This is a genomic window from Barnesiella sp. ET7, from assembly GCF_024733785.1.
Classification (GTDB): Bacteria; Bacteroidota; Bacteroidia; order Bacteroidales; family Barnesiellaceae; genus Barnesiella; species Barnesiella merdigallinarum.
Window position 1 is genome coordinate 30441 of record NZ_JANRHM010000009.1, and the last position, 19408, is coordinate 49848.

Below are 19408 nucleotides of genomic sequence, written 5' to 3' on the forward strand. Positions count from 1 at the left end.
GCTTACCGCCGGACAGAGACCCCGTGAAAAACAAAGAAAGAGGATTGGATAGCGAACATGAAAGAGCCTGACATAGAACACGAAGGTATTGTGACGGGAGTGACCGATTCGCACATACTGGTGCGCATCCTGCAACAGTCGGCCTGTGCCGGTTGCCATGCCGCCGGCGTGTGCTCGACAGCCGACCAGAAAGAGAAAATCATCGAGGTAAAACGTGACCGCACCCCGGTACAGATTGGCGACAAGGTGGTGGTAACCCTCGCCGCCAAGGCTGGACACAAGGCCCTGTGGCTCACGGCTGTACTGCCGCTTCTGCTCATCATCCTCTCATTGATAGCTACTACTCTGACTCTCGCGAGCGAACTCGTCACCGGGCTCTGTGCGCTGGCCGTACCGGCAGTTTACTACACCATCCTCTATGGCTATCGCGACCGGCTGAAAAAACAGTTTACATTCTTTTTGAAAAAAACATTTGTCTCATAACTTATGGTAACATCGATCATCATATTAAGTATTATCGGATTGGTCAGTGCGACCCTGCTTTATGTCATCTCCCGCAAATTCCACGTCGAGGAAGACCCGCGTATCGACGAAATCGAGGCGGTGCTCCCGGGAGCCAACTGTGGCGGCTGCGGCTTTGCCGGCTGTCGCAACTTTGCGGAACAATGTGCCAAAGCAACCTCGCTCGACAATCTGCTGTGTCCCGTGGGAGGCAATGCAGTCATGCAGAAGATTGCCCCCATCGTGGGAATGGAAGCCGTGGAACAGGCACCCCGCATTGCGGTAGTGCGCTGCAACGGCTCGTGTGAAAACCGGCCCCGAACCAGCCACTACGAGGGAGCCCACAGCTGTGCGGTAGAAGCCGCCCTCTACTCGGGCGAAAGCAACTGCAACTACGGCTGTCTGGGCGAAGGCGACTGTGCCGCCGCTTGCGACTTCGGGGGCATCACCATGGACCCCGTCACCCGGCTGCCCATCGTCGACCCCAATATCTGTATTGCCTGCGGGTCGTGCGTGAAAGCCTGCCCCCGCAACATCATCGAGTTGCGCAAGCGGCAAGAACCCCGCGTCTACGTAGCCTGCAACAACCGCGACAAGGGCATCATCGCCCGCAAAGTCTGCTCGGTAGCCTGCATCGGCTGCGGCAAGTGCGCCAAGAGCTGTCCCAACGGAGCCATCGCCATTACCGACAACCTGGCCTACATCGACAACACGCTCTGCCTCTCGTGCCAGGCCTGCGTCGAAGGGTGCCCCACCCACGCCATACATGTGGTTTGTGAAACTGAAAAAGAGAAAGTATCAACCAACGAAAAGGAATCTGCTATATGTTAAAGACATTTCGCATAGGAGGCATACATCCGAATGAACACAAACTGACGGCCCACTGCCCCGTGACACCGGTAGCCGTACCCCGGCAAGTTGCCATCATGCTCAACCAGCACATAGGCGCACCGGCCAACTGCATCGTGAAGAAGGGCGACACCGTAAAGGTGGGTACACTCATTGCCGAAGCCGGCGGATTCGTTTCGGCCAATATTCACTCGCCCGTATCGGGCACGGTCTCCAAGGTAGACAAGGCGGCCAATGCCTTTGGCCAATATGGCACCACCATCATCATCGACACCGAGGGCGACGAGTGGGAGGAGAGCATCGACCGCTCGCCCGAACTGAAGGAGGAGATTACCCTCACCTCGCAAGAGATTATCAAAAAGATAGCCGAGGCCGGCATCGTGGGTCTGGGAGGTGCCACCTTCCCCACCCACGTCAAGCTGATGCCGCCCAAGGAGTTCAAGCCCACGGTGCTCATCGTCAACGCTACCGAGTGCGAACCCTACCTGACCGACGACCACGCCCTCATGCTCGAGTCGCCCGACCAGATTCTCGTCGGCTGCCGCATTCTGATGAAGGCCATCAACGTGGAGCAGGCCTATATTGGCATCGAAAACAACAAGCCCGATGCCATTGCCCTGCTGCAGCAACACGCCACCCGCTATCCCGGCATCACCATCGTACCGCTGCGTACCCGCTATCCGCAAGGGGGCGAAAAACAGCTCATCGACGCTATCCTGCACAAGCAGGTGGCCAACGGTGCCCTGCCCGTGTCGACCGGTGCCATCGTGCAGAACGTGGGTACGGCCTTCGCCGTCTACGAAGCGGTGCAGAAGAACAAACCGCTCGTCGACCGCATAGTAACCGTCACGGGCGACCACATAGCCAAGCCGGGCAATTACCGGATAAGGCTGGGCATGTCGATGCACGAACTGATTGACATGGCTGGAGGCCTGCCCGACGACTGTGCCAAAGTGATACTGGGCGGCCCCATGATGGGCAAAGCGGTGTCGAACATCGACTCGCCCATATCCAAAGGCTGTTCGGGCATTGTGATACTGGACGAGAAGCATGCACACCGCGGAGCCATAGAGCCCTGCATACGGTGTGGCAAATGCGTATCGGCCTGCCCCATGGGACTCGAACCCTTCCTGCTGGCCAAACTGTCACAGAACCATCTGTTCGACCGGGCCGAGCGGGAGCTCATCACCTCGTGCCTCGAGTGTGGTTGCTGCTCATACAGCTGCCCGTCGAACCGCCCGATTCTCGACTATATACGAGTCGGCAAAAATGCCGTAAACCGAATTATACGATCCAGAAAACAATCCTAATCTACGCTTTTCGAAATGGAACTAACCGTATCACCTGCTCCTCACATACACGGTCGCCTGTCGGCCTCGCAGTGTATGTACAGCGTCATCATTGCCCTGTTGCCGGCATTCGCTGTATCGCTCTATTTCTTTGGAGTCGGAGCCTTAATCGTCACCCTCACGTCGATACTTTCGTGTGTCGTCGTCGAATACCTCATACAAAAATTTCTGCTGAAAGTGAAACCCACCATCGGCGACGGCTCGGCCATTCTCACCGGGTTGCTGCTGGGTTTCAACCTGCCCTCCAACCTGCCGGTCTGGATTGTCATCATCGGCTCGATTGCGGCGATAGGCATCACCAAGATGGCTTTCGGCGGACTGGGCAACAACCTCTTCAACCCCGCGCTGGTCGGTCGGGTATTCCTGCTTATCTCCTTCCCCACCTACATGACACAGTGGCCTGTGCCGAGTGCTTCGCGCTGGAGCTATACCGACGCCGAAACCGGTGCCACGCTGCTCTCTAAACTGAAAGAGGAAGGGAGCCAATGGGTAAGCCAGGTCAATATCTCGGACCTGTGGATAGGCAACCAGGGCGGAAGCCTGGGCGAAGTGGGCGCCATCGCCCTGCTCATCGGGTTTGCCTTTTTGCTCTACCGCCGCATCATCAGTTGGCACATCCCCGTGTCGATACTGGCCACGGTATTCGTGTTCAGCTTTGCCCTGGGTCTGGGCGAAGAGTTGAGCGCACAAGCCTCGGGTGCCTGGCAACATGCCTTCGACTTTGCCCTCATCCAACTGCTTTCGGGCGGACTTCTGCTGGGTGCCATCTACATGGCTACCGACTATGTGACCTCGCCCATGACCTCGCGGGGCATGATCATCTACGGCATCGGTATCGGCATCCTCACCGTCGTTATCCGCCAGTGGGGCGGCTACCCCGAGGGGGTGTCGTTCGCTATCCTCATTATGAACGCGTTTACTCCGCTCATCAACAACTATGTGAAACCTAAACGATTCGGGAGGGCATAACCATGAAGAAGAAAGAATCTACATTGTGGAACATGCTTTGGTCGCTCACCCTCATTACGGCCATTGCCGGTGGTCTGCTGGGCTACACCTACCAACTCACCGAAGAACCGATAGCCCGGGCCTCCAAAGCCAGCCGGGAGAAAGCCATACAACAGGTGATACCGACCTATGACAACTCGCCGCTGGACGAGCAGATGACCTACACCGTACATAACGAATACGGCGAAACCACCGCCACCATATACCCCGCCAAACTGGGCGGCAAGCTCGCAGGGGCTGCCGTCGAGTGCAGCAACAACACCGGCTACGGCGGCGAGATTCGCATTATCGTAGGGTTCGAAGCCGACGGTACCATCAAAGACTATCAGGTGTTGAAACATCAGGAGACCCCCGGCCTGGGTGCCAAGATGGGCGACTGGTTCCGCACCGACAAAAACAACCAGAGCATCATCGGGAAATCGCCCGAAGAGTGCAATCTTCACGTAACGAAAGACTCGGGCGACATCGACGCCATCACCGCCGCCACCATCACCTCGCGGGCGTTCCTGGCTGCCGTGCGTACGGCATACGCTGCCTACACCGAATCGCTGAAAGGAGGCAACCATGAATAAGACGAAAATCCTTTTGAACGGGCTCATCAAAGAGAACCCCACCTTTGTACTGCTGCTGGGCATGTGCCCCACGCTGGGAACCACCACCTCGGCCATGGGTGGCCTGGGCATGGGACTCTCTACCCTGTTTGTGCTCATCTGCTCCAACGTCGTCATCTCGATGGTCAAGAGCATTATTCCCGACAAGGTGCGCATCCCCGCCTTCATCGTCATCATCGCCACATTCGTGACCATTCTGCAACTCTGCATGCAGGCCTACCTGCCCGAGCTCTATGCCACGCTGGGACTCTTCATCCCGCTCATCGTGGTCAACTGCATCCTGCTGGGTCGTGCCGAGGCATTTGCCGCCAAGCATACACCGGGCGAATCGTTCTTCGACGGACTGGGTATCGGGCTGGGATTTACCGTAGCCCTTACCCTGCTGGGTTGTGTGCGCGAATTTTTGGGCACGGGTCACATCTTCGGGCTGCCCATCTATCCCGAGGAGTATGGCTCGCTCATCTTCATTTTGGCCCCCGGTGCCTTCATTGTTCTGGGATTCTTAATTGCCATTATCCACTCCATTAAAACCCGATAATCATGCTCACCTATATATCTATATTTATTACTGCGATATTCGTCAACAATATCGTGCTCTCGCAGTTCCTGGGTATCTGCCCCTTCCTGGGCGTATCCAAACGCATCGACTCGGCGCTGGGTATGGGTGCGGCCGTCACCTTCGTCATGACGCTGTCGACCATCGTCACCTACCTGCTGCAAACCTATCTGCTCATGCCGCTGGGGCTCGACTACATGCAGACCATCGTCTTCATCCTGGTCATTGCCGCTCTGGTGCAACTGCTCGAAATCATCATCAAGAAAATTGCCCCTGCACTCTACCAGGCACTGGGCGTATTCCTGCCGCTTATCACAACCAACTGTACCATATTGGGTGTGGCCCTGATTGTGATTCAAAAAAACATGACCCTGCTCGAGTCTACCGTCTATGCCATATCGACGGCGCTGGGTTTCACGCTGGCCCTCGTGCTCTTTGCCGGCATGCGCGAACAGATGAGTCTTTCGAGCATCCCCAAGGCCATGCAGGGTACTCCCATCGCACTCGTAGCCGCCGGACTGTTGGCCATGGCTTTCATGGGATTTTCGGGCATAAAAATAGGCTAACTTTCAAATCGTAAGTCATATAACAATCTACTCTATGTTATAAAACATATTTCAAAGAAATTATAACGATTTATTATATTTTAGTTGATTTTCGTATCAATCCATTAGTTTGAAAGTCAACCTTTTATACAGATAGGTAGTTTTGAGAAAAAACTACCTATTTTGCTATCAATTTAAAAATATATTTTTTATATTTGTGAAACTAAAAACAATAACATATGGCTAAAATCAAAGGCGCTGTCGTCGTTAACAAAGAACGTTGCAAAGGCTGCGAACTATGCGTGGTCGCCTGTCCCAGTCAGGTTCTCGCATTACAGCCTACCGAAGTTAATGATCGAGGTTATCATTATGCTTTCATGCAAAATCCCGACGCATGTATCGGGTGTGCAAGTTGCGGACTCGTATGTCCCGACGGGTGTATCACCGTATATAAAGTAAAATTGTAACCGGTTCATTCCGATAAATCCGTTAATTATGAAAGAAGAGATAAAACTGATGAAGGGTAACGAAGCCATAGCCCATGCAGCTATACGCTATGGAGCCGATGGTTATTTCGGATACCCCATTACTCCCCAGTCGGAGGTGATGGAAACGCTCATGGAAGAGCAACCGTGGGAAACGACCGGTATGGTTGTATTGCAAGCCGAGAGCGAAGTGGCTGCCATCAACATGGTGTATGGCGGTGCCAGTTGCGGCAAGGCCGTGATGACGACCTCGTCGAGCCCCGGTGTAAGTTTGATGCAGGAGGGTATCTCCTACCTGGCAGGTGCCGAGTTGCCCTGCTTGATTGTCAACGTCATGCGAGGAGGCCCGGGTCTGGGTACCATCCAGCCGAGTCAGGCCGACTACTTCCAGGCTACCAAAGGCGGCGGTCACGGCGACTACCACCTCATTACGCTGGCTCCCGCATCGGTACAGGAGATGGCCGATTTCGTGGCACTGGGTTTCGACCTGGCCTTCAAATACCGTAACCCTGCTATTCTGCTGGCCGACGGTGTTATCGGGCAGATGATGGAAAAGGTGGTTTTGCCTCCCTTCCGCAAACGCCGCACCGAAGAAGAGATACGCCAGCAAAATCCGTGGGCTACACTGGGAAAACCCAAAGACCGCAAACGGAACGTAGTTACCTCGCTCGAACTCGACCCCGCCATCATGGAGCAGAACAACATCCGCTTCCAGGCCACCTACAAACGCATTGCCGAAAACGAGGTCCGCTACGAAGAGATCAACTGTGAAAACGCCGACTACCTGATAGTTGCCTTCGGTTCCATGTCGCGTATCTGCCAGAAGACCATCGAACTGGCTGCCGAAGAGGGTATCAAGATAGGTCTGTTGCGACCCATCACGCTGTGGCCCTTCCCCACGGAAGCCATCGCCCGCCAGGCCGATCATGTGAAAGGCATCCTTTCGGCCGAGCTCAATGCCGGACAAATGGTAGAAGATGTTCGTCTGGCCGTCAACGGAAAAGTACGGGTAGAACACTTCGGCCGTCTGGGAGGTATCGTTCCCACGCCCGACGAAGTTCTGACCGCACTGAAAGAAAAACTAATGTAAATACCCGAACCTGAAGGTGGTTCATAACTCATACGCATTATGGATATCAACGAAATTATAAAGCCCGAGAACCTGGTTTACACGAAACCTCGGCTCATGAACGATAATCCCATGCACTACTGCCCGGGTTGTAGCCATGGCGTAGTACATAAACTCATTGCCGAAGTCATCGACGAAATGGGTATTGAAGAAGAGACAATAGGTGTAGCCCCCGTAGGGTGTGCCGTATTTGCCTACAACTATATCGACGTCGACTGGATCGAAGCCGCTCACGGTCGTGCACCGGCCATCGCCACTGCCGTAAAACGACTCAACCCCAAGAAGATGGTATTCACCTACCAAGGCGACGGCGACCTGGCTGCCATCGGTACGGCCGAGACCATCCACGCCTGCAACCGTGGCGAAAACATTGCCATCATATTCATCAATAACGGTATATATGGTATGACCGGTGGTCAGATGGCCCCCACGACCCTCGAGGGCATGAAGACCTCGACCTGCCCCTATGGCCGTAACGTAGCCTTGAACGGATACCCCCTGCGCATTGCCGAACTGGTGGAACGCGTCGACGGTACCTGCTATGTAACCCGCCAGAGCGTGCACACTCCCGCCGCCATACGTAAAGCCAAGAAAGCCATCCGTCTGGCCTTCGAAAACTCGATGGCCGGCAAAGGCACCTCGATGGTCGAAATCGTATCGACCTGTAACTCGGGTTGGAAAATGTCTCCCGTCAAATCCAACCAATGGATGGAGGAACACATGTTTGCCAAATACCCGCTGGGAGACCTCAAAAACGTATAATCAAAAAACACGACCGACATGAAAGAAGAAATTATCATAGCTGGATTCGGCGGACAAGGCGTGCTCTCGATGGGTAAGATACTCGCCTACTCCGGACTGATGGAAGGCAAAGAGGTTACCTGGATGCCTTCGTACGGACCCGAACAACGAGGCGGTACGGCCAACGTGACGGTAATCCTCAGCGACGAGCGCATCAGCTCGCCGGTATTGAACTCGTTCGACGTGGCTGTCATCCTGAACCAACCCTCGCTCGAGAAGTTTGAAAACAAGGTAAAACCGGGTGGCATTCTCATCTACGACGGTTACGGAATACACCACCCCCCTACGCGTACCGACATCAACGTCTATCGCATCAACGCCATGGAGGCTGCTATCGAAATGAACAACACCAAAGCCCTGAACATGATTGTATTGGGAGGTTTGCTCAAGTTGAAACCGATGGTAAGCATGGAGAATGTGCTGAAGGGACTTAAGAAATCGCTCCCCGAACGCCACCACAACCTCATTCCGTTGAACGAGAAAGCCATCTTGAAAGGCATGGAAATTATTCAAAAGGCTTAAACAAGCTCTTGAAAATAAGTATACCATAGAGAACGAGAGAAAAGAATCACACTTTTCTCTCGTTTTTTTTTTATTTTCTTTGTAACATATTCCCGGATTGTTCGTCCTCTATATGAAAACCGAAGATAAAGCGCTTATCACCCGGAATCAGAATGAAGGACCTAATAAAAAAATGAATAAGATGAAAACCCGAATCTTCCTCACCGCATTGCTCCTGCTGGGCTGCTCGTCGGCCATCGTAGCCGGGAACTGTATCGACAACCTGTCACGCTCGATTGCCCGACTGCCCGAAGCACAAACCGTCAACATAAACCCGTTTGTCATGAACTTGATCAAACCCTTCTCGTCCGAAATGAAAGGGGTGAAATCGATGAACATAGTCAGTGCCGAAGATATTTCGACTGCCGACTATACCCGGCTGAAAAAGCTGATAGAGGATTGCCAGAGCGAAGGCTACGAGACGATTATCTCGTCGAATGAAGATGGAGAGATAGCCCGCATACTGATGAAGATGGAGAAAGACAAGATCAGAGAAATCGTCATTCTCTCTCTCGAAGAGGACGAGGCAAACCTCATACGCATCAAAGGCGCAATAGATCCTAAACAACTGAACGAAATTATCGAAAACAACAAATAATACCTCCAGCCATGAAAACAAGAATCTTTACACTCTCCATCTTGCTGCTCTCGGCCTTGACAGTCTTGGCCGGGAACAAGATAGACAAACTGTTCGATCAGGTAAAGGACCTGCCCAACGCCGAGTATACCCACGAAAAGATAAGCAAAACAGAGAAAAAGGGAGTAATCGATGGCATCAAGAACCTGGAAGCCGTCGAAGCTGCCATCGACGAAAGCACTTACCAAACTCTGCGAAAGACGATTGTAAAGGGGGATTACAAGCCCTACGAAATGCTCATCGATACCCATGACGATGACGAAGTGGTGAAAATCCTTATGAAACGCAATAAGAAGAAGATTACCGAAGTCGTCATCATCGACCTCGAAAAAGATGAAATCAATCTGGTAAGATTCAAAGGGAATCTGAAATCGGAGCTCCTGAACAAAACGATAGAATAGTCGATCGATATGACTCACGCGGAGTTTAAAGCGAGATTCCTGCCCTACTACCAAAAGCTCTACCGCATCGCCTACCGATACGTGGGCAATGCGTGCGACGCCGAGGATATGGTACAGAGCACCTACCTGAAGCTGTGGGAGAAGCAGGATTTTCTCGAGCATGTCGAAAGCGACGAAGCCTATGCCGTCACCACCTTGAAGCACATGTGCCTCGACAAGTTGAAGGCTCCGCTCGTCCAGACCGACGACGAATCGGGACTGGTTGGCGAGAGTTCGCCGGAACCGCCACCCGACCAGGCACTCGAGCAGAAAGAAGAGATGAAGATAGTGCTGCACATCATCTCCGAGTTGCCCGAACAGCAACGGCAGGTTGTACTGCTGAGGCATTTCGAAGAGAAGAGCACAGAAGAAATAGAACGCGAAACCGGCCTGAGCAACGCCAACATACGGGTGTTGCTCTCGCGGGCCCGAAAAACGATTAAAGAACTATTTACACAAACGATATGACCACACAAGAGTTACGAAAACAAATAGACTCCTTCTTTGAAGGCAATCTGTCGGAGGCCGACGAACAAGCGTTGAGAGACTATTTGGCCACTCACGAGGTTCCACAGGAATTTCTCGCCGAGAAGCGCATCGTCCTCGCACTCGTGCCCCACACGGTCGAAATTCCCGAGGGGCTGGAAGAGCGGCTGTCGTCATTTATCGACCGGCTGCCGGCCCGCAAAAAAGCGATGCGCATCGCTCCCGTCTGGCGATGGGTAAGCGGTATTGCCGCTATCGTGGTTCTGGCCTCGGCTGCCGCACTCTATTTCGCCCGACAACCGGCCTCGCCCCAACTTAACGCCCAAGAGATGTATGCCTGCGCCGAGGCTCAACGAGCCTTGCTGCTCGTCTCTCAGAAACTGAACAAAGGTACCCAGCAGTGGCAACAGGCCCAACAGGAGATTATCAAGACCAACCGAATCATCAACAAACATTTCAAATACGAATAAACTATGAAACGACTTATTTATACGCTGTTATGGATGGCTCTCGGGCTGTTCTCGGCCCAGGCTCAAAACTCCTCCATATTCGACCAATTCTCCAACGAGAAAAACGTCACCTATGTCAACATATCCAAAGCACTGCTGAACATGATGCCCGCGGGGCAGCTGGAGGTCGATGCCCTCGACCTGAAAAGCGTCATCAACGACCTCGACCGCATCCAGATTCTTACTTGTGAAGAGGATGCCAACCTGATCAAGCGCATTCGCAAGGCCAGCTCGGCCTACTTCAAGAAAGCCCCCTATGAGGAGTTGATGCAGGTAAAGGACGACGAAGAGTCGGTTGTCATCTACATCTATCCCAAGCCTCAGAAAAAAATCAAGGAACTGGTGATGCTGGTCGACGACGGCAGCGAAGAGTTTGTGCTCATACAGCTCACCGGCGATATCTCCATCAGTCAGCTCCAGAGTCTGACCAAAAACATACAATAACGAACAGCACACGATTTTCTCATACGAACGAAGCGGCTACCGGGCATTCATCCCCGATAGCCGCTTCACTTTTTCTTGAGTCATATCTCTCCGCTCAATAGCAGAGCCCTATCAAATAGCGGCAGAGTATATCACCGCCAAAGATACCGATGATAAAGACCAGCCACAGGTTTCGCCCCTTCAGATTACAAGCGACCGATATGGCCCTAAACATCCAGTACAATACCCATATCGTAAGCAACAGGCTCACGGCACCGAGCCACACAACTGCCAGCAGCCAAGTCGTGTCGGAGAGCAGCCGGTCGGCCGCCTGCAACGACTGTATTTTCACGATCTCGTGCATCGGGGGTAATGCCATGAAGAGCGAGAGCAGCACAAAGGGCAGTTGGGCAAAGGCGACGGTTCCCAACACATCGACGGGCCGCACATGCGAACGGCTGCAAAACAAGGCCAAAAGATAAATCAACACCGAGGGTACCAGCCAAACGGCCAAATGCTCGACCACAAAGCACCACCACGCCCCGTTGGGAGCACCGCCATAGTGCAGCAGGCCATGAAAATGAACTCCGCCCACAAATGCGATAGCCGTAGCCACCACGATACCTGCCACACCCCACACGAGCGAGGTGTAACCGGCTACCCTGTAAAAGGGATTTTTCAAAAATGCCAAAACCGTTTTCATCATGCCTCCATATTATTCAGTTTCTCAATCAAATCGTCCAGATAGTTGCGCACCGTAGGGTAGCTCACCCCCATCTGCTTGGCCATATCCTTCAGGCTTCCGCTCGCTTTTACAAACTCGAGCATGAAGCGTTGCTCCTCTTCGGTCAGCCGGGTCAGAACCGGCAGGTCAAACACGCCCGACACTTCGGTGCCACACTGGTCGCAAACCATCTTGGCGACCTTCAACGGAGCCTCACACGCCGGGCAGCGCAGCGGCAATCGTTTTTTCGTTTCGTTTTGATTCATGGCTTTATAAATTTTTCGATTACGTTCAACAACTCCTCTACGACCGGCAGGTCGGGATTGGTATAGGTAGCCTGCTGCACTCCGGCATCGACCGTGTCGCACGACTTCAATACGTGATTCATGTTCTCGATGAGATGCAACTCGGCCTGAAGCTGAGCCGCCTTCAACGCTTCGGCATCCCCTACCGATACCTGTATATCCTTATCGCCCTGGACCAACAGCACCGGCTGCTCCAAACGGGCCACTACCTCCCGCGGATCGTACCGATACCACGACATCAGATAGGGTTGCACCGAGGGGCGATACAGCGCCATCAATCCCACAGGTACGTCGTTCACAGCCTTTCCGGCCCGCAACGAGTCGTTAATGTTCTTCACCAACTGGCGCACCTCGGCCGGCTGGTTGCTCATCTGAGTCTCGATAATCTCATAAGCCGGATGTCCCGCACCAGCTATGGAGACGAAACCTTTTACTTTCGCATTCCCTTCACTGGCCAGCATGCCTATCAACGACCCCTCGCTATGCCCCACGACAAAGATGCCCGAAAAACGGCTATCCTCACTCAACAGCTCTATCCACCCCCGGGCATCGGCCACATAATCGTCGAATCGCAAATCCTTCTCCTCCTTACCGGCCGCGGCACTCGAGGCAATGCCCCGCTTGTCGTAACGCAGCGAGGCGATACCCCGCCGGGCCAACCCTTCGGCCAGCAGTTTCAACGAATTGTTTTTAAGGGTGACGGCTCCCAGCAGCGAATTGCCATCCATATCGGTAGGACCCGACCCGGCAATAATCAGAACTACCGGCGGACGTTCGACATCGGGCAACATCACCCTTCCCTGGATTTCACCCGTAGGAGTACCGAGCGAAATCGGTTGCTCCCCGGCAGCCCAGCAAAGCATCGGGAACAAGGCTGCCAGCATCATCAGTTTTACGTTTTTCCGTTTCATCGCTATACTTTTATCGGTTAATTTTCTTCTACAAATATAGTATTACTTTCCCATAAATAAAACAAATGTTCAATTTTATTTATATAGAAATAAAATTTATTCAATTCTTGCTCTACAAATAGCAGTTGTATTCCGATATTTTTTTTCGTACATTTGTTTCAGAAAAGAGAGGGAGGCTCACTACCAATCAGAGGGTCTTCTATACAGTACACGACATTCAACTAAAACAAACTGTTATGGAAAAGTCAAAGGTATTTTTCACCAATCTGCACACCACCCCCTCGAGCAACCTGCTCGACAAGATGGAGCGGTTAATCAAACGGGCCGGTATCGAGACCATCGATTTCAAGGACCAGTTTGTAGCTATAAAAATCCACTTCGGGGAGCCGGGCAACCTGGCCTACCTGCGGCCCAACTATGCCGCCCGACTGGCCAATCTGCTCCGTTCGTGGGGTGCCAAACCCTTCCTCACCGACTGCAATACGCTCTACTCGGGCCGACGTGCCAATGCCGTAGACCACCTGCAAAGCGCCATGGAAAACGGCTATAACCCCATCTCGGCCCAATGCCAGGTAATCATTGCCGATGGTCTGAAAGGGACCGAATACCGCGAAATACCCCTGAATGGCGAATATTGCAAAGCGCCTAAAATCGGGGCTGCCTTGGCCGATGCCGACATCGTTATCTCGATGACCCATTTCAAGGGGCACGAGCAGGCCGGATTTGGCGGAGCCTTGAAAAACCTGGGTATGGGTGGTGCCAGCGTGGGCGGCAAACTGGAGCTGCACTGCAACTCGCAACCCCGTATCGATATTGACAACTGCAAGGGGTGCAACGTATGCGTGAAACACTGTGCCCACGACGCCATACACCTCAATGCCGACCACAAGGCCGTAATCGACTACGACAAATGCGTAGGTTGCGGACAGTGCGTAGCCTTGTGCCAACACGATGCAGTCGTCATGGGCGAAAGCGATACCTCGGAACGGCTCAATTACAAGATTGCCGAATACACGCAAGCCATCTTGAAAGATAAACCCAACTTCCACATCAGTTTCATCATGAACGTGTCGCCCGAGTGCGACTGCTGGAATCACAACGATGCCGCCATCGTGCCCGACCTGGGTATCCTGGCCTCGTTCGACCCCGTAGCTCTCGACAAGGCTTGTGCCGATCTGGTGATTGCCGCTCCGGCCATCGACGGCAGCCGTCTGGTCGAGAAGCATCCTCACGAACATCTCGAAGGTGCCGACAAGTTCCACCTGATGCACCCCGACACCAACTGGCAAGCCGGTCTCGAACATGCCGAAAAGATAGGATTAGGTACCATGCAATATGAACTGATTACCGTCTGACCGACGGCAACCGGTTCATCATCTTTCCCCGACTGCACTCCCGATGCGACGATGCGCTCAAATATGATACGAGAACATCAGACGAAATTCAAACGTATCGGAACGCACGTCGGGGAAATATTTATAATGGGTTTTACGTCGATACCAGGCCGTCTCGGCTGCAATAGAGAGCTGAGGAGCTATGGCAAACGAGGCTCTGAAGTTCAAACGCTGTAACCGGGCATTGCCCACATCGCCCTGCGCATTGAGGTAGTTCTGGTCTATATGCTCATAATCTTTCTGTTCATAGCCTTTCCAGGTGAAAATGTGGTAATTCTCAAAAGCCAGATAGAGCCCCAGCTTTTGCCGCAGCGAAAAGAGCCCGTTGACCCGCACGCTATACCCGCTGCCCATATTGTAGTCCCGGTCGTGAAACTGAAAGTAGTCACTCAACGAACCACCTAACACAATGCCCGACAGAAAGCCATTCAGCGACAGGCTATTGTTGCCTTGAAACCGGGCCCGATACAACAAACCGGGGCCGTATGAGACCGTCTCGGCTATGCGGAACGGTGTGTATGACGATTCATCCGAAAAGCTCTCACTGTCGTAATAGTTATAATTCTGGAAGATACCGGCAAACAGCTCGTTGCCATTGGCATAGTCGTGTGCCCTACCCCATATCGAGGCACAGATACTGGCCTCACCGATAACCGGCTGACGAGAAAAGAGATTCAACAACATACGTGCCGTAAAATGCTCGAACGGCTCATTCCCCTCGATCTCGAACGGATCGTTATAAACCATATTAAATCCAATGAAACCGATATGTCGGCTGCGATTGGGCTGTGAGTCAAAACAGTTGAGCACCCGATAGCCGACATCGAACTGAAAATAGAAGGGCACGGTGGCCATACGATCGACATAACGAGGGCCCACGCGCCAGGCCTCGCCGGTCATCAATCGATTGACTCCACGCACCGGGTTAAGTATCAAGCCCACCGCCTCGTGTGCAAAGCGATTCCACCCCCGAGCCTGCCCGTTGAGCGCAAGCGACGACAAGCGATAGCTCACCTCGCCCAGCGCCATACCGCCCAGGGTAGTAGAAATAATATCGTTGGTCGAAGGTGGCTGCAACTCCAGAAACAACTCCCAGATGGAGCTGCCAAACAAGGCATAGGGAGCCGATTCCCAGAAGTTCAAACCGTTGGAGCGTGCACAGTTGAAATACAATCCTCCCTGATAGGGATGAAAAAAGAGGTTGGTGTTGAACTTGTCGTTATCCCACAAGAACCCCGTCTTAAAATTGTTTTTAATCGACGACCAGGTAATCTGTGCATAGTCTTCGTGAATGATATAACGGGTAATAATGTGAAACAGCGCATTGGTTCCCACCACCTCTACCCCCGACAACCATGGCCGTTTGCGAGGAGGGGCTGCTATATCCCAATCGGGATTACTTATCTCTTGGGGTACCTGAAAAGCGGTATCGACACGACTGCTGTCGACTCGGGCCTCCATACCCAACGAATCAATTGCAACTGCAGGCAGAGAAGATAAGGTACGGCTCACGATACCACTATCCATGCCTACTTCTATCTTTTCTCTCCGATATATCGAATCGGGCTCCATAGCCGAGACACCCGAAACGAAAAAAGGGAGGTTCACACCTACCCATACACCTAAAATCTTTTTACCTATTTCCATCCTTTCTTGTTAATGAAGCGCCAAGATAAGGAATAAACCAATACGAAAATCGGCTATGCGAGTTATCGAAAAGCGATACCGCATTTTGGAACAATCATTCCCAGGCTTCACCTCCGAGAGACATCTACACCGCACCCATATATAAACCGGCCGGGCGATACGGAAAGAGGCCACCCCGTAACCCGAGGCGGCCTCTTCTTTAATCTATGTTCGTACGAATCGACCCGATTAACGTACAATACACTTTTGACCATTTACAAAATAGACACCGGCCGGCAACTCGATTACTTCACGTCCGGCAAATTTGCCCGTAGCATAGCAAGCGCCGTTGACATGAACTACCGAATAGTCAACCTCCTCGTTGCTGAGCAGCTCGATTTGGTTTTCACCGGCAATCACTCTCAAGCCGTCATTCTCCGACTCCTGGATACCTACCGATTTGTTTTCGAACAAGATTGTGATGGCAACATCGCCGTCGATATATTCGGCCGGGATTGTAATCAAGCCATCTTCGCTAAGCTCCATATTATCGACTTTCCACTGGCGGTTACCGAACAGATACTCTTCGCCCTCGTGGTTGTAGCCGTGCTTGATTTCGAGACCGGTAATGTCGTAGTTGTCGTCCATGGCAATGTTGAACGAGAAGTCTTCGCCAAAGGGAATCTCAGCAGGCAGAGCCGAACCGTCGGCGGCAGTCACTTCGCACATTCTGGCTACTACATTCAAAGCCACATTGTCGCGGTGTACATTGGCCAGGTAATCGACAATACCACCACCATTGGCTACAACCGAGTTGTCGGAAGCCGGGTTACCGGCAGCCACCGAGCTATCCCAGTCGACCTTGCAACGGATACGGTAGAAGCCCGGCGCCATGTCGGAAGCAAGCGTAAATGCAGGAGGATCGAGGCTTGTATCGTTCGAAGCCGATGCACCGGTACTGTTATAGCCCGACAAATAAGAATAGGCGACCAAATCGCTGCTGGCGGTAGGAACATTGTTCTGAATATCTACATCGAAACGTCCGTCATTGCCTTTATCGATGTATACATATCGGTGCATCCAGCTACCGGTGTAGGTAAATTCTACATTGACGGTCTCGCCCACCTTCAATTCGATGGGATCGGCCGAAGTCTTATCGACATATACGGTTCTTTCGCTTGCGATATCCGACTCATACGAAGCGCCCATATCACCCGAGAATGCAAGGCCCTCGAGAGCACGGTCATTACGAGTTTTCTCTTGCGTGGCATCGAAGTTCAAAGGATAGGGATCGAACGTAAAGCGCTGTTGCGAATCGTCGTTGATGAGAATATCATCGAAATAGGCCACGTAATCGGTTTCGGTAGCCAGGTGCGAATCTACATCGGGCACAATGACAATGCTATGCAGCTCGGCAGCATCGTTGCCATATACACTGAATACGGCATCGACCCACTTGTTGGCGTCGATCTCCTTGGTTGCAGCCGTCACAAACTGTACGGTCGTAGCCGGCTGGTCGGCCCAGTCGTTACGTTTACCGAGTCCGACAAGAGCTACACGACCGGCCACAGGTTTATACATCAGTACATGGATGTATTGCGGTGTGGGCGACAAAGCAATAGGCGAAGTCAAATCGATGCGGGCACCGTACAAGTGGCTGCCATATCGCGAACGCTGGAAAGCCAGCACCTTGGCCGACCCGTTTATATCGTCGGATACCGGGTTGTCTACCACCTCAATCTGACCGGTCAGCAAGCCGGTATTGAACGGAGACTGGTCCCAATAATCATAGGTGGAGATTGCGCTGTAATCAACTTCCTCAAACTGGCACAAAGTAGTTTCGGCATATCCACCAAATGCCCAAAGCAACGAAACGGCACCAATGAGGTTCTTATATATTCTTTTCATCTTTTACAATTTTAGATAGGATTGATTTGTTAGAAAACCGAAACGGTACTGATGAGCGGACAGGCTTTGCTGTCGGTTATCTTCACACGGATATAACGGGCCTGCGTACCACTGCCATACGAGGTAGTGTCGTCGTTCTTGGCCATGATGCGTTTGTAACCGATTGTGGTACCGGTAGCAAACGAATCCCACGAACCGTTGTCCTGGCTGGTTTCAATAGTAAAGCCCTTTACGCGTTGTCCCAGCGCGATATACTCTTGCAGGGTAACGTAGTGAATCGTTTTCAGCTCGCCCAAATCTATAACGAAAGTACCCGTAGTTTCGTCGTCGTTGGTAGCCCAGTAGGTAGTCTTGTCGCCATCGGTCATGTTCGAAGCGGAAAAATTACCCGGGGTACGGGTCTGCTCGGCCGTTACATTGGCGTGCAAGGCCATGTCGTTGCTCAAACGCTCGGTGAGCAATGTACCCAGACCGCTGAGGCTCGTGCGTACGTTGTCGGGCATTTTCCCGTCGCTGTTGGGGGCACAGTTCATAATCAGCGTAGCATTGCGGCCTACACTCTCGAGATAGATTTTGAAGAGTTGCTCGGCCGACTTGGCTTGTTCCGACGAGGTCCAGAACCACTTTGACGTCGTTCTTACATCGACCTCAGAGGGCATGAACAGCAGACCGTCTTCGGCACCTACATTATTGGTGGTTTCGCTATTGACTGCGTTTACGTCGAAATTGGACCAGCAGGTCTTGCCCGAATAACCGTCTTCGTTACCGCACCAGCGGAACTCACGTCCCCATACGACACAATTGGGCTGCATTTCGTGAATACGTTGCGTGAGGTTATCCCAATCGTAATAGGTCTTTTTGTCGATTGTACGGGTTGTCAGGTAAGATCCGCCATAGTAACCGCTACCGCCGTTGGCACCGTCGAACCAGATTTCGAACAATTCACCGTAATTGGTACAAAGCTCGGTAATCTGTTTCAAGAACACGTCGGTCACATAGGTGCTCGAGGCATAGTATTCGTTGCTGGCATCCCACGGCGACAGATATACACCGAATTTCATACCATATTTTTTACAGGCTTCGGAGAAGAGTTTGGGAATATCGACCTGCGCACTTACCCCGCCACCGTTCGTCACACAGAAATCGGTGCTCTCGGTAGGCCACAGACAGAAACCATCGTGGTGCTTGCAGATAACCACGGCCCCTTTCATACCGGCAGCGTGCATCGATTCTACCCATTGGTCGCAATCGGGAATCGTCTGCGGTGCATACTCTTTAGGATTGGGCCGGCGATCATTTCCCCACTCGGTACCCATAAAGGTATTGGGTCCATAATGCGAGAATCCATAAAACTCGGTCTCCATCCAGTTTAATTGTCTCTCGGTAGGTACCGGAAAAACAGGAGCCGGAATATTATCGGGATTCGAGAGGTTTTGCTCCGTAAAATCTTGCGATTTCACAGAAAAAGTCATACTTGTCATTCCTATGACAAGCGAGGCTAATGTTAATCTTTTACAGATATGTCTCATAATATTATATATTTAACCTTACAAAGGTAAAATCCACATCGGAATAAAGCAAATACAATTTATATTTTATATAGCATTGTTAATTCATAATCGCTTCACTCCTCCTTGGCCGGGTATAGAT

Annotated in this window: 23 protein-coding genes; 17 read left to right on the plus strand and 6 right to left on the minus strand. The window is 52.2% G+C overall.

The annotated features are described in order from the left end of the window. Positions 1-57: 57 nt before the first annotated feature. The 16 genes from NW211_RS07320 to NW211_RS07395 all read left to right on the plus strand — a co-directional run bounded on the left by NW211_RS07320 (position 58) and on the right by NW211_RS07395 (position 10911). A complete protein-coding gene (locus tag NW211_RS07320; RefSeq protein ID WP_258327427.1) occupies positions 58-483 on the plus strand; it encodes a SoxR reducing system RseC family protein in 426 nt (141 codons plus the stop codon). A 3-nt stretch (positions 484-486) separates the two neighbouring features. Then, the gene (locus NW211_RS07325) at positions 487-1332 is read left to right on the plus strand and encodes an RnfABCDGE type electron transport complex subunit B (protein ID WP_258327428.1); all 846 of its coding nucleotides are present in this window, start codon (positions 487-489) and stop codon (positions 1330-1332) included. After that, positions 1326-2660: an electron transport complex subunit RsxC gene (gene rsxC, locus NW211_RS07330; RefSeq protein ID WP_258327429.1), complete on the plus strand. Its 1335-nt coding sequence runs from the start codon at positions 1326-1328 to the stop codon at positions 2658-2660. Before NW211_RS07325 ends, rsxC begins: the two co-directional genes overlap by 7 nt. Positions 2661-2675: 15 nt before the next feature. Next, entirely contained in the window at positions 2676-3668 is a 993-nt protein-coding gene (locus NW211_RS07335) for an RnfABCDGE type electron transport complex subunit D (protein WP_087407379.1), read from the plus strand. Positions 3669-3670: 2 nt separating this feature from the next. Next, positions 3671-4279, plus strand: coding sequence for an RnfABCDGE type electron transport complex subunit G (locus NW211_RS07340; protein ID WP_258327430.1), 609 nt, complete (start codon positions 3671-3673; stop codon positions 4277-4279). Then, a complete protein-coding gene (gene rsxE, locus NW211_RS07345; protein WP_258327431.1) occupies positions 4272-4856 on the plus strand; it encodes an electron transport complex subunit RsxE in 585 nt (194 codons plus the stop codon). The genes NW211_RS07340 and rsxE overlap by 8 nt, the downstream gene beginning before the upstream one ends. 2 nt (positions 4857-4858) lie before the next feature. Further along, positions 4859-5440 carry an electron transport complex subunit RsxA gene (rsxA, locus tag NW211_RS07350; RefSeq protein WP_087407376.1) on the plus strand — a complete coding sequence of 194 codons (582 nt, stop codon included), beginning with the start codon at positions 4859-4861 and terminating at the stop codon, positions 5438-5440. Between the two features lie 218 nt (positions 5441-5658). Continuing rightward, positions 5659-5886, plus strand: coding sequence for a 4Fe-4S binding protein (locus NW211_RS07355; RefSeq protein WP_084546950.1), 228 nt, complete (start codon positions 5659-5661; stop codon positions 5884-5886). Between the two features lie 28 nt (positions 5887-5914). Beyond that, positions 5915-6994, plus strand: a complete 1080-nt coding sequence (locus NW211_RS07360) for a 3-methyl-2-oxobutanoate dehydrogenase subunit VorB (RefSeq protein WP_258327432.1) — start codon at positions 5915-5917, stop codon at positions 6992-6994. A 39-nt stretch (positions 6995-7033) separates the two neighbouring features. Then, the gene (locus NW211_RS07365; protein ID WP_087407374.1) at positions 7034-7795 is read left to right on the plus strand and encodes a thiamine pyrophosphate-dependent enzyme; all 762 of its coding nucleotides are present in this window, start codon (positions 7034-7036) and stop codon (positions 7793-7795) included. A gap of 18 nt (positions 7796-7813) precedes the next feature. Continuing rightward, positions 7814-8356 (plus strand): 2-oxoacid:acceptor oxidoreductase family protein, encoded by a 543-nt coding sequence (locus NW211_RS07370; RefSeq protein ID WP_087407373.1) that lies wholly within the window; start codon positions 7814-7816, stop codon positions 8354-8356. Positions 8357-8537: 181 nt separating this feature from the next. Next, positions 8538-8993, plus strand: a complete 456-nt coding sequence (locus NW211_RS07375; RefSeq protein ID WP_258327433.1) for a DUF4252 domain-containing protein — start codon at positions 8538-8540, stop codon at positions 8991-8993. Between the two features lie 11 nt (positions 8994-9004). Beyond that, positions 9005-9433, plus strand: a complete 429-nt coding sequence (locus NW211_RS07380; protein ID WP_087407371.1) for a DUF4252 domain-containing protein — start codon at positions 9005-9007, stop codon at positions 9431-9433. Between the two features lie 9 nt (positions 9434-9442). Next, the gene (locus tag NW211_RS07385) at positions 9443-9940 is read left to right on the plus strand and encodes an RNA polymerase sigma factor (RefSeq protein ID WP_258327434.1); all 498 of its coding nucleotides are present in this window, start codon (positions 9443-9445) and stop codon (positions 9938-9940) included. Continuing rightward, a complete protein-coding gene (locus NW211_RS07390; RefSeq protein WP_258327435.1) occupies positions 9937-10428 on the plus strand; it encodes a hypothetical protein in 492 nt (163 codons plus the stop codon). Before NW211_RS07385 ends, NW211_RS07390 begins: the two co-directional genes overlap by 4 nt. 3 nt (positions 10429-10431) lie before the next feature. Further along, the gene (locus tag NW211_RS07395; RefSeq protein ID WP_087407368.1) at positions 10432-10911 is read left to right on the plus strand and encodes a DUF4252 domain-containing protein; all 480 of its coding nucleotides are present in this window, start codon (positions 10432-10434) and stop codon (positions 10909-10911) included. A gap of 94 nt (positions 10912-11005) precedes the next feature. Here NW211_RS07395 and NW211_RS07400 read toward each other — a convergent pair whose 3' ends face one another. The 3 genes from NW211_RS07400 to NW211_RS07410 are packed head-to-tail and all read right to left on the minus strand — an operon-like array spanning position 11006 to position 12830. After that, on the minus strand, positions 11006-11596 hold the full coding sequence (locus NW211_RS07400) for a hypothetical protein (RefSeq protein ID WP_087407367.1): 591 nt from the start codon (positions 11594-11596) through the stop codon (positions 11006-11008). Then, positions 11593-11880 (minus strand): DUF2089 family protein, encoded by a 288-nt coding sequence (locus NW211_RS07405; protein WP_087407366.1) that lies wholly within the window; start codon positions 11878-11880, stop codon positions 11593-11595. Before NW211_RS07405 ends, NW211_RS07400 begins: the two co-directional genes overlap by 4 nt. Continuing rightward, entirely contained in the window at positions 11877-12830 is a 954-nt protein-coding gene (locus NW211_RS07410) for an alpha/beta hydrolase (RefSeq protein ID WP_375379581.1), read from the minus strand. Before NW211_RS07410 ends, NW211_RS07405 begins: the two co-directional genes overlap by 4 nt. 236 nt (positions 12831-13066) lie before the next feature. On the opposite strand from NW211_RS07410, the gene NW211_RS07415 reads away from it, so the two are divergent. Next, a complete protein-coding gene (locus tag NW211_RS07415; protein WP_258327436.1) occupies positions 13067-14185 on the plus strand; it encodes a DUF362 domain-containing protein in 1119 nt (372 codons plus the stop codon). A 57-nt stretch (positions 14186-14242) separates the two neighbouring features. Here the strand turns inward: NW211_RS07415 and NW211_RS07420 are convergent, their stop codons facing one another. From NW211_RS07420 to NW211_RS07430, 3 genes are all read right to left on the minus strand, one after another. Further along, positions 14243-15871: a DUF3943 domain-containing protein gene (locus tag NW211_RS07420; RefSeq protein WP_258327437.1), complete on the minus strand. Its 1629-nt coding sequence runs from the start codon at positions 15869-15871 to the stop codon at positions 14243-14245. A 228-nt stretch (positions 15872-16099) separates the two neighbouring features. Next, positions 16100-17758: a hypothetical protein gene (locus NW211_RS07425; RefSeq protein WP_258327438.1), complete on the minus strand. Its 1659-nt coding sequence runs from the start codon at positions 17756-17758 to the stop codon at positions 16100-16102. Between the two features lie 29 nt (positions 17759-17787). After that, positions 17788-19122, minus strand: coding sequence for an alpha-L-fucosidase (locus NW211_RS07430; RefSeq protein WP_258327439.1), 1335 nt, complete (start codon positions 19120-19122; stop codon positions 17788-17790). Between the last annotated feature and the right edge of the window lie 286 nt (positions 19123-19408).

Excerpts from the sequence above, each read along its gene's own strand:
- NW211_RS07390 (WP_258327435.1), top strand. The coding sequence starts at position 9,937 with ATGACCACACAAGAGTTACGAAAACAAATAGACTCCTTCTTTGAAGGC.
- NW211_RS07340 (WP_258327430.1), top strand. The coding sequence starts at position 3,671 with ATGAAGAAGAAAGAATCTACATTGTGGAACATGCTTTGGTCGCTCACC.
- NW211_RS07380 (WP_087407371.1), top strand. The coding sequence starts at position 9,005 with ATGAAAACAAGAATCTTTACACTCTCCATCTTGCTGCTCTCGGCCTTG.
- NW211_RS07420 (WP_258327437.1), bottom strand. The coding sequence starts at position 15,871 with ATGGAAATAGGTAAAAAGATTTTAGGTGTATGGGTAGGTGTGAACCTC.
- rsxE (WP_258327431.1), top strand. The coding sequence starts at position 4,272 with ATGAATAAGACGAAAATCCTTTTGAACGGGCTCATCAAAGAGAACCCC.
- NW211_RS07375 (WP_258327433.1), top strand. The coding sequence starts at position 8,538 with ATGAAAACCCGAATCTTCCTCACCGCATTGCTCCTGCTGGGCTGCTCG.
- NW211_RS07335 (WP_087407379.1), top strand. The coding sequence starts at position 2,676 with ATGGAACTAACCGTATCACCTGCTCCTCACATACACGGTCGCCTGTCG.
- NW211_RS07385 (WP_258327434.1), top strand. The coding sequence starts at position 9,443 with ATGACTCACGCGGAGTTTAAAGCGAGATTCCTGCCCTACTACCAAAAG.
- NW211_RS07365 (WP_087407374.1), top strand. The coding sequence starts at position 7,034 with ATGGATATCAACGAAATTATAAAGCCCGAGAACCTGGTTTACACGAAA.
- NW211_RS07425 (WP_258327438.1), bottom strand. The coding sequence starts at position 17,758 with ATGAAAAGAATATATAAGAACCTCATTGGTGCCGTTTCGTTGCTTTGG.
- NW211_RS07415 (WP_258327436.1), top strand. The coding sequence starts at position 13,067 with ATGGAAAAGTCAAAGGTATTTTTCACCAATCTGCACACCACCCCCTCG.
- NW211_RS07370 (WP_087407373.1), top strand. The coding sequence starts at position 7,814 with ATGAAAGAAGAAATTATCATAGCTGGATTCGGCGGACAAGGCGTGCTC.
- NW211_RS07395 (WP_087407368.1), top strand. The coding sequence starts at position 10,432 with ATGAAACGACTTATTTATACGCTGTTATGGATGGCTCTCGGGCTGTTC.
- NW211_RS07325 (WP_258327428.1), top strand. The coding sequence starts at position 487 with ATGGTAACATCGATCATCATATTAAGTATTATCGGATTGGTCAGTGCG.
- NW211_RS07360 (WP_258327432.1), top strand. The coding sequence starts at position 5,915 with ATGAAAGAAGAGATAAAACTGATGAAGGGTAACGAAGCCATAGCCCAT.
- NW211_RS07405 (WP_087407366.1), bottom strand. The coding sequence starts at position 11,880 with ATGAATCAAAACGAAACGAAAAAACGATTGCCGCTGCGCTGCCCGGCG.
- NW211_RS07320 (WP_258327427.1), top strand. The coding sequence starts at position 58 with ATGAAAGAGCCTGACATAGAACACGAAGGTATTGTGACGGGAGTGACC.
- NW211_RS07430 (WP_258327439.1), bottom strand. The coding sequence starts at position 19,122 with ATGGAGACCGAGTTTTATGGATTCTCGCATTATGGACCCAATACCTTT.
- NW211_RS07410 (WP_375379581.1), bottom strand. The coding sequence starts at position 12,830 with ATGAAACGGAAAAACGTAAAACTGATGATGCTGGCAGCCTTGTTCCCG.
- NW211_RS07355 (WP_084546950.1), top strand. The coding sequence starts at position 5,659 with ATGGCTAAAATCAAAGGCGCTGTCGTCGTTAACAAAGAACGTTGCAAA.
- rsxA (WP_087407376.1), top strand. The coding sequence starts at position 4,859 with ATGCTCACCTATATATCTATATTTATTACTGCGATATTCGTCAACAAT.
- NW211_RS07400 (WP_087407367.1), bottom strand. The coding sequence starts at position 11,596 with ATGATGAAAACGGTTTTGGCATTTTTGAAAAATCCCTTTTACAGGGTA.
- rsxC (WP_258327429.1), top strand. The coding sequence starts at position 1,326 with ATGTTAAAGACATTTCGCATAGGAGGCATACATCCGAATGAACACAAA.